We start from the raw sequence: 12,129 nt of genomic DNA, 5'->3' as shown, positions 1-12,129 counted from the left end.
TTACGTTCTAGGGTATAAAAGGCAAACTGCTAGGGTCTGTTATTTGAGTGTTGATCGCACCGCAAGTAAACAGACCTTTTTAATTCGAATAATGAATGGAATAAGAACCATGACAAAAGTTTTGCACACAGAATCTGCTCCAGCGGCAATTGGTCCATACATTCAAGGTGTTGACCTTGGCAATATGGTTTTAACTTCTGGTCAAATCCCAGTAAACCCAGTAACTGGTGAAGTTTCTGACGATATCGCAGTCCAAGCGCGTCAATCTCTAGACAACGTAAAAGCTGTGGTTGAAGCTTCTGGCTTAACTGTTGGCGATATCGTAAAAATGACTGTATTCGTAAAAGACCTAAACGACTTCGGTACAGTGAACGAAGTTTACGGTAAATTCTTTGACGAGCACAACGTCGCTCACTACCCAGCACGTTCATGTGTGGAAGTGGCCCGCCTACCAAAAGATGTAGGTATCGAAATCGAAGCGATTGCCGTTCGTAAATAATTTGATTTGAGCAATCAGATCTGTTCTATAGCGTATGATTGTACAAACAAAAAGGGTTGCCTCAGCAACCCTTTTTTATTCCCAAAGAATAAACGCTATTTTTTCGCGTTGCGCTGAGCGACTTCTTTATCAAGCTCTTCCAGCTTCACTTTCATCGCTTCATGACACTGATTTGAAAGTTCACGTACTGACTTATCTTTGTATTCTTCTACAGATACAGGAGGCAGCATTTCAACAATCACGTGGCCGTTATTCCAACGATTTAAACGTAGCTTATAGGTTGAACTACAAACGATAGGAATAACAGGAACTTGAGCGCCCATTGCTGCATGGAAAGCGCCGGTTTTAAATGGTAATAAGCCTCGACCACGAGAACGAGTACCTTCAGGGAACATCCACACTGATACATCACTGTTTTTAATGCTATCAACGACTTGGTTGATTGTACCTTTCGCTTTTGTTTTGTTTGCTCGGTCAATCAGAATGTTACCCGTCAACCAGTACAACTGACCAAACAGTGGCATCCACGCTAAGCTTTTCTTACCTACAGTAACCACTTTCGGTGTCACTGCTGCCGACACAGTGAAAAGGTCCCAGTTGTTTTGGTGGTTCGCAATGTAAATAGCCTGTCCACGCTTGTAAGCATCTTCTGGAATACGAAGTTCCAACTTAATGCCAAACACTTTCGACATCGCTGCAAACATGCGACCAAAAGTGAATACATGCTTCGGATTACGCGGGCTTAACAAGCAGTAACCACATCCGAATACAAACATCACCACCGCAAAGATAGCGACAGCAATGATACGAAATAATGCAATCATCTGTTTTCTCCAAAGGAGCTTTACAACCCTAGTCTAGTTCAGACAAAAATCAAAACTCAGGTCAAAATAAAAAGCCGAAATCAAGAGACTTCGGCCTATATACCAAATTAAAAATTAACTTGCTGCATGCACGCGCTGAATATTTGCGCCAAGTGCCGAAAGCTTATCTTCAATACGCTCGTAACCACGATCAATATGGTAAATACGGTCAACAATGGTTTCGCCTTGAGCAATACAGCCAGCAATCACTAAGCTTGCAGACGCGCGTAGATCTGTAGCCATCACTTGTGCACCACTTAATGACTCTACATCACCGCAAATTACTGTATTACCTTCGATTTCCGCTTTCGCACCCATACGCATAAGTTCTGGAACGTGCATAAATCGGTTTTCAAAAATGGTTTCAGTAATCACGCCGCCACCTTTTGCCATCATATTAAGCAAGGTGAACTGAGCTTGCATATCGGTTGGGAAACCCGGATGCGGAGCCGTACGAATAGATACCGCTTTCAACTCACGTTCTGTCATATCCAAGCTGATCCAATCTTCACCAGTTTCGATATCTGCACCCGCTTCTTCAAGCTTAGCGATAACTGCTTCCAGTAATTTGGCGTTGGTTTTGCGACAAACGATTTTGCCTTTAGAAACCGCAGCAGCCACTAGGAAAGTACCGGTTTCAATTCGGTCTGCCACAACGGTATGCTTACCACCACCAAGAGACTCAACGCCTTCGATAGTAATAGTGTCAGTACCTGCGCCCGAAATTTTCGCACCAAGTTGATTTAAGAACTTAGCGGTATCGACGATTTCAGGCTCACGCGCTGCGTTATCTAGAATAGTTTTACCTTCGGCTAATGTTGCTGCACACATGATAGTGATCGTTGCACCAACACTCACTTTGTCCATCACAATGTGTGCACCTTTAAGGCGGCCATCAACGCTGGCTTTTACATAACCGTCTTCTAAAACAATCGTTGCACCCAGTTGCTCTAAACCGTGAATATGAAGATCCACAGGACGAGCACCGATAGCACAACCGCCAGGCAGCGATACCTGACCTTCACCAAAACGAGCAACCAGTGGACCTAAAGCCCAAATAGAAGCTCGCATTGTTTTTACTAAATCGTATGGAGCACAGAATTGATTTATCTGGCTAGGATCAACGTGAACTGAACCATTACGTTCTACCTTTGCACCTAAGCGCTTAAGCAGTTCCATTGTGGTATCAATATCACGCAGGTGAGGAACATTGCCCACCTCTACTGGCTCAGTTGCCAGAATAGACGCAAATAAAATTGGTAGTGCTGCGTTTTTAGCACCAGAAATGGTCACTTCACCTTGTAGCGGCTTGTCTGACCCAATTACTCGAAACTTATCCATTCACTAACCTTAAAGTGACATCAATTTTTTATCGCGAGCCCACTCTGCAGGCGTGAACGCTTTAATAGAAACGGCATGAACATCGTTGCGCTTAATATATTCCATTAATGGGCCGTATATTAGCTGTTGTTTCTTCACACGGCTCATTGATTCAAAGCATTCATCCACAGCGATAACTTCGTAGTGGCTACCTTCACCTTTACAATGGATCTCTTGAAGGTTGAGTGCTTGATCTAAGATTTCTTTAAGTTGTGTGCTATCCACAATTCACCCCGTTGGAAATTTGTATATGTTGAGACATCAACTCTTCAATATTGCTCAACTGAATTAGTGTGCGCAGCTCTTCTGGCACAAAGCTGAGCATTATATGGCAATTTCGTTTTTTTGCATGCTCTATTAGGTGAATCAACATCACCATACCAGCAGAATCAATACGTTCAACGTTCTGTAAAGAGACTTCAAACTGTTCTGTTTCCGGCTGCCATTGCTGCAACGTTTGCCACAAGAGCGGCACCTTATCACGATCCAGCGCTCCGGTCAGCTTCGCTATCGCGGAATTAACCATCTGCCATTGCGGATGCGTCATTGGGTTTTGCTCTCAAATCTAATCGGTTGTTTCGACAAATCCTGCAATTCTTTTGCAACAGCCAAAATGCCTTCTTGGCGAATTTTGCCATTCCATTCAGATTGTTTACTCGTCAGGAAACTGATGCCTTCGGCTATCATGTCGAACGCTTTCCAATCACCGGATTTTTCTTTGCGTAACTTAAATTCCAGCTTAATGTTTGGACGAGGTGAATCAATGATGTCCACCTTAATGCTCGAAATTCGGCGGTCATCTTCAAGCAAAGGCTCTGGACCAAACTCGATTTCTTGGTTGGTGTACTGAGTCAAAACTTGCGCGTAGTTTGTTACTAAATAAGCACGGAATGCTGAAACAAACTCACCCACATCTTCTCTTTTTGCACCTTTCAAATTTGAGCCAAGCAGTTTTAGCGCCGCATATTGATCATTGACGTAAGGCATTAGCTCTTCTTCAACGATCACTTTTAAGTAATCTGGGTTTTCTTGAATTTTGGGTTGCTCTGCTTTCAAACGCTTAAATGATCGCTCTGCAACTTGCTTCATCATTTTGTACGGGTCAGTGCGGTCAATTTCTTGTGCGTTCACTGTCCATGAAAAGAGCAATACCAACAATATGGTGACATAACGTTTCAACATGGTTTACTCCTTACTAGCCTTACTTTCTGAACCGCCCACGCTATACAGCACCTGACCAATCAAATCTTCTAGAATGAGTGCAGATTTCGTATCTTCAATAAGATCGCCATCTTTCAGCATCTCTTCATCTTCAAATACAAAGCCAGGAATAAGGCTGATGTACTGTTCGCCGATCAATCCAGCAGTTAAAATGTGTAAGCTCGAATTGTCAGGAAACTGATTGTATTGGCTATCAATAGCCATAGTCACAACCGGAAGTAAGCTCTTCTTGTTCAAAACGATGGATGAGACTCGTCCTACCACAACTCCCCCCACTTTGACTGGTGCTCGTACTTTTAAGCTACCAATGTTGTCAAACTCTGCTCGGAGTGAGTAAGTATCGTTTGTTCCCAACCCTTTCACGTCAGCGACTTGAAAAATCATTACCAGAATTGCGCAAATCCCCGCTAGCACAAAACTGCCTACCCAAAATTCTAGTTTACGTGTCTGTTGCATGATTAGTTCCCAAACATCAATGCAGTCAATACAAAGTCTAGCCCCAATACAGCTAGAGACGAATGCACAACAGTTCTTGTCGTTGCTCGACTGATCCCTTCCGAAGTTGGAACCGCGTCATAACCATTAAACAGTGAGATCCAAGTGACAGTGATGGCAAACACCACGCATTTAATCAAACTGTTACCAATATCTTCACCCAGTTCCACCGATGCCTGCATCGTGGACCAGAAGCTACCGTGATCGATGCCTTTCCAGTCAACACCAACCAACTGACCGCCCCATATGCCTACAGCCATAAAAATCATGGCGAGTAGTGGCATAGAAATCAAACCAGCCCATAATCTTGGCGCAATAACGCGCTTTAGAGGATCTACGGCCATCATTTCCAAGCTGGAAATTTGTTCTGTGGCTTTCATCAATCCGATTTCAGCCGTTAGCGCTGAGCCCGCTCGACCAGCAAATAAAAGAGCGGTCACCACTGGCCCAAGCTCACGTAATAGTGAAAGAGCAACCATTTGCCCTAAGCTGGTTTCGGCCCCGTAATCAACAAGGATCACGTAGCCTTGCAGACTCAGAACCATACCAATAAACAACCCTGATACGATAATGATCGCTAATGATTGGACACCAATGCTGTAGAGCTGCTTAACGAGAAGAGGAAAATTTTTGATGGGATGAGGAGGCCCAAACAGCGCCCCAGAAACCATTAAGCTCGCTCGGCCAAATGATTCACAAATGGTAAAAAAGCGACGCCCTAATAGGCTAACCCGTTGTAATAAATCAGCCAACATGGAAAAGATCCTTTTCGATTGGTTGAACAGGATAACGAAACGGCACAGGGCCATCCGCTTCACCTTTTAAGAATTGTTGAACGCGAGGATCTTCAGTCTTATACAAATCTTGTGGTGTACCTTGAGCGATCACTTTACCTTCTGCCAATAAGTACACCCAATCTGCAATGCTCATGACTTCCGGCACATCATGGGAAACAACAACAGAAGTGACACCGAGTGCTTGGTTTAAGTTTCGAATCAATTCAACCAATACACCCATAGTGATAGGGTCCTGACCAACAAAAGGTTCGTCATACATGATAAGTTCAGGATCGAGAGCAATCGCGCGAGCCAGTGCTGCTCGTCTTGCCATACCACCGGAAAGTTCACTAGGCATCAAATAAGCGGCGCCACGAAGTCCTACAGCTTCAAGCTTCAAAAGTACTAAAGTGCGGATCAAAGACTCATCAAGGTCAGTGTGTTCTCGGATAGGAAAAGCGACGTTGTCGAATACGTTGAGATCTGTAAACAGAGCACCAGACTGAAAAAGCATGCTCATTTTTTTGCGCGCTTTATATAACTTATTTCGACTTAAAGCGGGAATATTACTGCCATCAAACCAGATCTCTCCTGTTTCAGGATACAGTTGACCACCAATAAGTCGTAAAAGCGTCGTTTTACCAATTCCAGATGGTCCCATGATGGCGGTAATTTTACCTTTAGGGACACGAAGGCTGATGTCATCAAAAATGATTCGGTTAGATCGGGAAAAGGTTAGATTATTTATAGTGACTAAGTCAGTGTCAGACATACTGGCTATTCGCTGCTGTAAGATTCTCATCCATGTGATAGGCCATAATAAGCATATTCATCCCAAATTAAAAGCACTGTTCAATTGCAGCCACATTGAAACTAAAATCTGACTTTAGTTCCAGTTTTATCGGTCAATTTATTGATAAAAGGCCCATCTTTACGTTTTACATCAAGCGTAGGCGCATTTTTTCATTACCTCTACATTTGTATACAAATTTGCCCAAGACTAAAAACAATAAATTGGAACTTCGACTTCCCTTTTCCCTATCAAAGCGTCAAAATCGGCGGTTAAACATTTTAGTCGCTGATTAAGTATAGGAATCACCATGATCGAAGCTGTTGCGTTTCTAATTGTAGGTCTCATTATTTTAGTTTGGAGTGCCGATAAACTTGTCTTCGGTTCTGCAGCTTTAGCACGCAACTTCGGAATCTCACCACTTGTTATCGGTATGACAATTCTGGCCATGGGCTCTTCTGCTCCTGAAATGATGGTTTCAGCAACAGCAGCACTCGATGGCAAAACAGATACCGCCGTGGGCAACGTACTGGGTTCCAATATTGCGAACATCGCCCTGATTTTGGGTATTACAGCATTGATTAAACCACTTGCTATCAGTTCTCCAGTGCTTCGCAGAGAGTTCCCTCTGATGATCGCTGTGACTCTGTTAGCGGGTGTGATTATGTGGAATAACCACCTAGGCTTCTATGAAGGCGTATTGCTGTTCGCTCTATTCGGAGTATTTATCCTCGCAATGCTAAAAATCAGCCGCAACGAACAGACAAATGACGATCTTCTATTGAAAGAGCAAGAGTCGGAAATACCAGATGGCGTAAGCAATTCTAAAGCAGCCATTTGGATCGCGGTTGGTTTGATTCTGCTCCCAGTCTCTGCTGGTTTGCTTGTCGACAATGCCGTCATTATCGCTAAGTATTTCGGAATGAGCGATCTTGTGATCGGTTTGACGATTATCGCAGTCGGTACCAGTCTTCCTGAACTTGCCGCTTCTGTTGCTGGTGTTCTAAAAGGTGAAGATGACATGGCGGTTGGTAATATTGTCGGTTCAAACGTATTTAATATCTTAGCCGTGATGGGTATTCCGGGTATTTTGAACCCTTCGATCCTGAGTGAACACGCGATGGGACGAGACTTTTGGGTCATGCTTGGCGTCTCTCTTCTGCTAGTGGTGATGGCGTTGGGTAAATCGCGCAGCATAAATCGCATTGAAGGTGCGATTCTGTGCATCACCTTTTTGGCGTACCAAACTTATCTATTTATGAATATGGCAGCGTAATTGGAGCGTAATATGTCTAATAACTTTGACTACCGCAGTGTTGCTCAGCAAGTGCTGACAACGGAAATCGAAGCATTACAGCAGCTAGACCAATATATCAATGACGACTTTGTCCACGCCTGTGAAATGATGCTGGATAACAAAAATGGCAAAGTTGTAGTTATGGGTATTGGTAAATCGGGCCATATTGGTAAAAAAATAGCGGCGACACTGGCCAGTACTGGCACTTCAGCATTTTTTGTTCATCCCGGGGAAGCTTCTCACGGCGATTTGGGTATGATCGAACACGGTGACATCGTTTTAGCAATATCGAACTCAGGAGAATCAGCTGAAATTCTCTCTCTATTTCCAGTATTGAAACGATTAAACAATCGCATTATCAGTATGACTGGCAACCCTCAGTCAAACATGGCAAAACTGTCCGATATCCATTTACAAATTACGGTTCCGAAAGAGGCTTGCCCTCTTGGTCTAGCTCCAACATCCAGCACCACAGCAACCTTGGTAATGGGTGATGCATTAGCTGTCGCATTATTGCAGGCTCGTGGATTTACTGCGGAAGACTTTGCGCTTTCTCACCCAGGTGGTGCCTTAGGCCGTAAACTGCTAATGAAACTGGCCGACATCATGCATTTCGGTGAAGCTCTGCCAAAAGTAAAACCAACAGCATTGGTCAGAGAAGCACTTTTAGAAATCAGCCAGAAAGGCTTAGGAATGACAGCGGTAACCGATGAAGACGATCATCTGATCGGTATTTTTACTGATGGCGATTTACGTCGAATTCTTGATAAACGCATTGATATCCATACTGCAACCATCAGTGAAGTAATGACGAAGAACCCGACTGTGGCTTCTCCAAACTTACTGGCAGTTGAAGGCCTAAACCTGATGCAGGAAAAACGCATTAACGGCCTAATGCTGGTGGAAGATGGTAAAGTAGTGGGCGCACTAAACATGCATGACTTGCTTAAAGCAGGGGTGATGTAATGGCTCAGACTGTCGAAACGCTTTATGGCGAGGTTGACGCTTCTATTCTTGCTATCGCAAAAGAGATAAAACTGCTAATTTGCGATGTCGATGGTGTGTTTTCCGATGGCTTAGTCTATATGGGCAATGACGGCGAAGAACTGAAGACATTCCACACCCGTGATGGCTATGGCGTAAAATCACTGATGAATGCGGGAATTGAAGTCGCCATTATCACTGGTCGCCAATCAAAAATCGTTGAAAACCGCATGAATGCGCTTGGTATAAAACTTATTTACCAAGGCCAAGACGATAAAGTGAAAGCGTACAACGATATTTGCCAAAAATTAGCCATAGAACCGCAACATACAGGCTATATTGGTGATGACTTAATCGATTGGCCAGTAATGGAAAAAGTAGCGCTTAAAGTCTGTGTTGCAGACGGGCATCCACTGCTTGCTAAACGCGCTAACTATGTAACAACAATTAACGGTGGACGTGGCGCAGTACGTGAAGTGTGTGATTTGATTCTACAAGCACGTAACGAGTTGGACGTTCATAAAGGCTTAAGTATATGAGTTTGTCTCGTATTCTTTATACGATACTTCTGTTTGTCGCTTCATGGTCTGCTTATTACCTGTTCGACAAAGAACAAACGGCTGACATCCAAGTAGCTCCTAATTTGGAACTACCGATGTTTAGCGGAATCAATTTAGATAACGTCTCTTACAACGAGAGTGGCGTAAGAAGTTATGTGATCACATCGACACATTTGGATCACTATGCCAAGAGTGGCAATACCATTTTTGATACTCCGATATTAAAAATCTATCGAGAAGGAAGTAATCAAGAGTGGGAGATCACAGCAAAGCGCGGTATTTTAGCTAAAGATAACGTCTTAACGCTGTATGATGACGTTATCGTGAAGAATTTACTCGACGATTCTGGTTTTGATAAGCTCACGACAACAAGAATGAGCATTCATCTCAAGAACCGTGATTTTTGGGCTGATAATCCAGTAGATTTGAACGGTCCGCAATTTGAAACAAATGGACAGGCGATGAAAGGTAACTTTGGTGACCATTCGGCTGTTCTTTATAACCATGTACAAGGTAGATATGAAACTCTCACACCTTAGTCTTATTGCTTGCTTACTGACTTCTGGTCAGGCTCTTGCTCTATCAACCGATAGCCAGCAACCTGTGTACATTGACTCTGACAGCCAACAGTTAGATATGAAAAGTAACCGAGTTACTTTCCTTGGCGATGTAAAGCTGAAACAGGGCAGCATTAATATCAACGCTGATAAGTTGATCGTCATTCGTGATGCAAAAACCGGACAAATTGAAGAAATAGAAGGCTATGGTGATGTAGCAACTTTTTCTCAGCTGACTGACGATGGAAAAACACTGTACGGTGAAGCAAAAGAGCTGTATTACAAAATGGCTGCCGATGAGTTGACCATGGTAGATAAAGCCTTACTGTCTCAAGATGACAGTGAAATTCGTGGTAACAAAATTCGCTACCAAATTTCATCGCAAAAACTTATTGCTGACGGCAATGGCGGTGGTCGAGTATCCACTGTTCTTCAGCCACAAGCAGCACCAAAAGAATAACTATGGCGATCCTAAAAGCAGAACATTTAGCGAAAAGCTACAAAAAAAGAAAAGTCGTCTCTGACGTAAGCCTAAAAGTAGAATCAGGCCAGATTGTTGGATTACTAGGGCCTAACGGTGCCGGAAAAACAACCTCTTTCTACATGATTGTAGGCTTGGTAGCTCGTGACGAAGGTACCATCAGTATTGATGATAAAGACATCAGTATTTTACCAATGCATAGCCGTTCTCGTATGGGAATTGGTTATTTGCCACAAGAAGCGTCCATCTTCCGCAAACTTTCAGTGGAAGATAACATCATGGCCGTATTGCAAACACGTGAAGAATTGAGCCGAGAAGAACGTCAAGACAAGCTTGAAGATCTGCTCGACGAATTCCACATTCAGCATATCCGAAGCAGTGCAGGTATGGCATTGTCTGGTGGTGAGCGTCGTCGTGTTGAAATTGCCCGTGCTTTGGCTGCGAATCCGCAATTTATTTTGCTGGATGAACCCTTCGCCGGTGTTGACCCTATTTCCGTTATCGACATTAAAAAAATCATTGAACACTTAAGAGATCGAGGACTGGGAGTCCTGATCACTGACCACAACGTTCGAGAAACACTCGATGTATGTGAAAAGGCTTATATTGTAAGTCAAGGGCAGCTCATCGCTGAAGGAACGCCGCAAGAAGTGCTGAACAACGAACAAGTTAAGCAGGTATATCTCGGTGAACAATTCCGTCTATGATTAATATCATGGGCAATTCTAACAACAAGGTAGTCGTTACTGAATGAAACCCTCATTACAGCTTAAGTTAGGCCAACAGTTAGCTATGACACCACAGTTGCAGCAAGCCATTCGCTTATTGCAACTGTCAACACTCGATCTGCAGCAAGAGATCCAAGAAGCGTTGGATTCTAATCCTCTATTGGATGTTGAAGAGCCTGGAGATGAACTGTCATCGGTTGAAAGCTTGACGAACAGTCATGAGGAAAAAGATAACAGTGCCGACATCTTAGAGATTGAACCTCAAGATAGCTCTGAACTGATTGAAAAATCCGAAATCAGCGCAGAATTGGAAATCGACACTACGTGGGATGACGTATACAGCGCGAATACAGGTAGCACAGGTATCGCATTAGATGATGATATGCCTGTGTACCAAGGCGAAACGACACAAACACTGCAAGACTATCTTTTGTGGCAACTCGACCTTACGCCCTTCAGCGAAAACGATCACTCAATTGCTCTCGCGTTAATCGATGCCATTGACGACTACGGTTATCTCACCGTTTCTTTAGAAGATATCCAAGAGAACTTCCACAGCGAAGAAATTGAACTAGACGAAATTGAAGCAGTACGAAAGCGTATTCAACAGTTTGATCCACTCGGCGTTGCTTCTCTAAACCTCCAAGATTGCCTACTCTTACAATTGGCAACCTACCCTAAAGATACTCCTTGGTTAGACAGTGCTAAACAAATATTGGCTAATCATATCGATCAACTTGGTAATCGCGATTACAAACTCATATTGAAAGAGACTAAACTCAAAGAAGAGGACTTACGCGAAGTGCTTCAACTGATTCAACAGTTGGATCCACGACCAGGTAGCCGCATTGCCACTGAGCACGCAGAGTACGTCATTCCAGACGTTTCAGTGTACAAAGAGCATGGCAAATGGATTGTCACCATCAATCCAGACAGCGTTCCAAAATTGAAAGTGAACCAGCAGTACGCAAACCTTGGACGCGGTAACAGTGCAGACAGCAACTATATCCGCACCAATTTGCAAGAGGCAAAATGGTTAATCAAAAGCTTAGAAAGTCGAAACGAGACTTTGCTCAAAGTTGCCAAATGCATAGTTGAACACCAGCGTGATTTCTTTGAATATGGCGAAGAAGCCATGAAGCCGATGGTCCTAAATGACGTCGCTTTAGCCGTGGAAATGCATGAATCAACCATTTCTCGTGTTACGACACAGAAATACATGCATACCCCACGAGGTATATTTGAACTGAAGTACTTTTTCTCTAGTCACGTCAGCACTGACAATGGTGGAGAATGTTCATCTACCGCGATTCGTGCACTGATCAAAAAACTGGTTGCTGCGGAAACCCCAGCAAAACCGTTGAGTGACAGTAAGATCGCGGCTCTACTTGCTGATCAGGGGATTCAGGTCGCAAGACGAACGATTGCGAAATACCGTGAATCTTTGGGGATAGCCCCTCTAGTCAGCGTAAACGCCTGCTTTAAGGCCAAACAGAGA

Annotated in this window: 15 protein-coding genes and 1 pseudogene; 8 read left to right on the top strand and 8 right to left on the bottom strand. The window is 43.6% G+C overall.

Annotation, left to right across the window (positions count from 1 at the left end):
- Positions 1-109 precede the first annotated feature (109 nt).
- Positions 110-499, top strand: coding sequence for a RidA family protein (locus P4S58_RS01200; protein WP_042485372.1), 390 nt, complete (start codon positions 110-112; stop codon positions 497-499).
- A gap of 95 nt (positions 500-594) precedes the next feature.
- On the opposite strand, the gene P4S58_RS01195 is transcribed toward P4S58_RS01200, so the two are convergent.
- The 8 genes from P4S58_RS01195 to mlaF all read right to left on the bottom strand — a co-directional run bounded on the left by P4S58_RS01195 (position 595) and on the right by mlaF (position 6,006).
- Positions 595-1,323: a 1-acylglycerol-3-phosphate O-acyltransferase gene (locus P4S58_RS01195; RefSeq protein WP_102962908.1), complete on the bottom strand. Its 729-nt coding sequence runs from the start codon at positions 1,321-1,323 to the stop codon at positions 595-597.
- Between the two features lie 114 nt (positions 1,324-1,437).
- On the bottom strand, positions 1,438-2,703 hold the full coding sequence (murA, locus tag P4S58_RS01190; RefSeq protein WP_102962907.1) for a UDP-N-acetylglucosamine 1-carboxyvinyltransferase: 1,266 nt from the start codon (positions 2,701-2,703) through the stop codon (positions 1,438-1,440).
- 9 nt (positions 2,704-2,712) lie between these two features.
- Positions 2,713-2,967, bottom strand: coding sequence for a BolA family iron metabolism protein IbaG (ibaG, locus tag P4S58_RS01185; protein ID WP_042485365.1), 255 nt, complete (start codon positions 2,965-2,967; stop codon positions 2,713-2,715).
- Entirely contained in the window at positions 2,960-3,289 is a 330-nt protein-coding gene (locus tag P4S58_RS01180) for an STAS domain-containing protein (RefSeq protein WP_102962906.1), read from the bottom strand. Before P4S58_RS01180 ends, ibaG begins: the two co-directional genes overlap by 8 nt.
- Positions 3,286-3,924 (bottom strand): phospholipid-binding protein MlaC, encoded by a 639-nt coding sequence (gene mlaC / locus P4S58_RS01175; protein WP_102962905.1) that lies wholly within the window; start codon positions 3,922-3,924, stop codon positions 3,286-3,288. The genes P4S58_RS01180 and mlaC overlap by 4 nt, the downstream gene beginning before the upstream one ends.
- A gap of 3 nt (positions 3,925-3,927) precedes the next feature.
- Positions 3,928-4,419 (bottom strand): outer membrane lipid asymmetry maintenance protein MlaD, encoded by a 492-nt coding sequence (gene mlaD / locus P4S58_RS01170; RefSeq protein ID WP_102962904.1) that lies wholly within the window; start codon positions 4,417-4,419, stop codon positions 3,928-3,930.
- A 2-nt stretch (positions 4,420-4,421) separates the two neighbouring features.
- Positions 4,422-5,213: a lipid asymmetry maintenance ABC transporter permease subunit MlaE gene (gene mlaE, locus P4S58_RS01165; protein ID WP_102962903.1), complete on the bottom strand. Its 792-nt coding sequence runs from the start codon at positions 5,211-5,213 to the stop codon at positions 4,422-4,424.
- A complete protein-coding gene (mlaF, locus tag P4S58_RS01160) occupies positions 5,203-6,006 on the bottom strand; it encodes a phospholipid ABC transporter ATP-binding protein MlaF (protein WP_042485354.1) in 804 nt (267 codons plus the stop codon). The genes mlaE and mlaF overlap by 11 nt, the downstream gene beginning before the upstream one ends.
- A 328-nt stretch (positions 6,007-6,334) precedes the next feature.
- Between mlaF and P4S58_RS01155 the strand changes: the two genes are divergently transcribed.
- The 7 genes and pseudogenes from P4S58_RS01155 (at position 6,335) to P4S58_RS01125 (ending at position 12,116) form a co-directional block, all read left to right on the top strand.
- On the top strand, positions 6,335-7,300 hold the full coding sequence (locus P4S58_RS01155; protein ID WP_102954019.1) for a calcium/sodium antiporter: 966 nt from the start codon (positions 6,335-6,337) through the stop codon (positions 7,298-7,300).
- A 12-nt stretch (positions 7,301-7,312) separates the two neighbouring features.
- Positions 7,313-8,287: a KpsF/GutQ family sugar-phosphate isomerase gene (locus tag P4S58_RS01150; protein WP_102962902.1), complete on the top strand. Its 975-nt coding sequence runs from the start codon at positions 7,313-7,315 to the stop codon at positions 8,285-8,287.
- Positions 8,287-8,844, top strand: coding sequence for a 3-deoxy-manno-octulosonate-8-phosphatase KdsC (gene kdsC / locus P4S58_RS01145; protein WP_102962901.1), 558 nt, complete (start codon positions 8,287-8,289; stop codon positions 8,842-8,844). The genes P4S58_RS01150 and kdsC overlap by 1 nt, the downstream gene beginning before the upstream one ends.
- Entirely contained in the window at positions 8,841-9,404 is a 564-nt protein-coding gene (lptC, locus tag P4S58_RS01140) for an LPS export ABC transporter periplasmic protein LptC (RefSeq protein WP_042485343.1), read from the top strand. Before kdsC ends, lptC begins: the two co-directional genes overlap by 4 nt.
- Positions 9,385-9,882, top strand: a complete 498-nt coding sequence (lptA, locus tag P4S58_RS01135) for a lipopolysaccharide transport periplasmic protein LptA (protein WP_042485338.1) — start codon at positions 9,385-9,387, stop codon at positions 9,880-9,882. The genes lptC and lptA overlap by 20 nt, the downstream gene beginning before the upstream one ends.
- 2 nt (positions 9,883-9,884) lie before the next feature.
- The gene (lptB, locus tag P4S58_RS01130) at positions 9,885-10,610 is read left to right on the top strand and encodes an LPS export ABC transporter ATP-binding protein (RefSeq protein ID WP_042485337.1); all 726 of its coding nucleotides are present in this window, start codon (positions 9,885-9,887) and stop codon (positions 10,608-10,610) included.
- 43 nt (positions 10,611-10,653) lie between these two features.
- Positions 10,654-12,116: pseudogene (locus P4S58_RS01125) on the top strand (RNA polymerase factor sigma-54).
- Positions 12,117-12,129 lie beyond the last annotated feature (13 nt).

It is taken from the genome of Vibrio sp. Hal054 (assembly GCF_037162405.1).
In the GTDB taxonomy this organism is placed as follows: Bacteria; Pseudomonadota; Gammaproteobacteria; order Enterobacterales; family Vibrionaceae; genus Vibrio; species Vibrio diazotrophicus.
Note: the sequence above shows the minus strand (reverse complement) of the source record. Positions and strands in the feature narration are given on the sequence as shown.

Bases quoted from the DNA above. Each gene is read 5' to 3' on its own strand.
- P4S58_RS01200 (WP_042485372.1), top strand. From the start codon at position 110: ATGACAAAAGTTTTGCACACAGAATCTGCTCCAGCGGCAATTGGTCCA.
- P4S58_RS01195 (WP_102962908.1), bottom strand. From the start codon at position 1,323: ATGATTGCATTATTTCGTATCATTGCTGTCGCTATCTTTGCGGTGGTG.
- murA (WP_102962907.1), bottom strand. From the start codon at position 2,703: ATGGATAAGTTTCGAGTAATTGGGTCAGACAAGCCGCTACAAGGTGAA.
- P4S58_RS01180 (WP_102962906.1), bottom strand. From the start codon at position 3,289: ATGACGCATCCGCAATGGCAGATGGTTAATTCCGCGATAGCGAAGCTG.
- mlaC (WP_102962905.1), bottom strand. From the start codon at position 3,924: ATGTTGAAACGTTATGTCACCATATTGTTGGTATTGCTCTTTTCATGG.
- mlaD (WP_102962904.1), bottom strand. From the start codon at position 4,419: ATGCAACAGACACGTAAACTAGAATTTTGGGTAGGCAGTTTTGTGCTA.
- mlaE (WP_102962903.1), bottom strand. From the start codon at position 5,213: ATGTTGGCTGATTTATTACAACGGGTTAGCCTATTAGGGCGTCGCTTT.
- mlaF (WP_042485354.1), bottom strand. From the start codon at position 6,006: ATGTCTGACACTGACTTAGTCACTATAAATAATCTAACCTTTTCCCGA.
- P4S58_RS01155 (WP_102954019.1), top strand. From the start codon at position 6,335: ATGATCGAAGCTGTTGCGTTTCTAATTGTAGGTCTCATTATTTTAGTT.
- P4S58_RS01150 (WP_102962902.1), top strand. From the start codon at position 7,313: ATGTCTAATAACTTTGACTACCGCAGTGTTGCTCAGCAAGTGCTGACA.
- kdsC (WP_102962901.1), top strand. From the start codon at position 8,287: ATGGCTCAGACTGTCGAAACGCTTTATGGCGAGGTTGACGCTTCTATT.
- lptC (WP_042485343.1), top strand. From the start codon at position 8,841: ATGAGTTTGTCTCGTATTCTTTATACGATACTTCTGTTTGTCGCTTCA.
- lptA (WP_042485338.1), top strand. From the start codon at position 9,385: ATGAAACTCTCACACCTTAGTCTTATTGCTTGCTTACTGACTTCTGGT.
- lptB (WP_042485337.1), top strand. From the start codon at position 9,885: ATGGCGATCCTAAAAGCAGAACATTTAGCGAAAAGCTACAAAAAAAGA.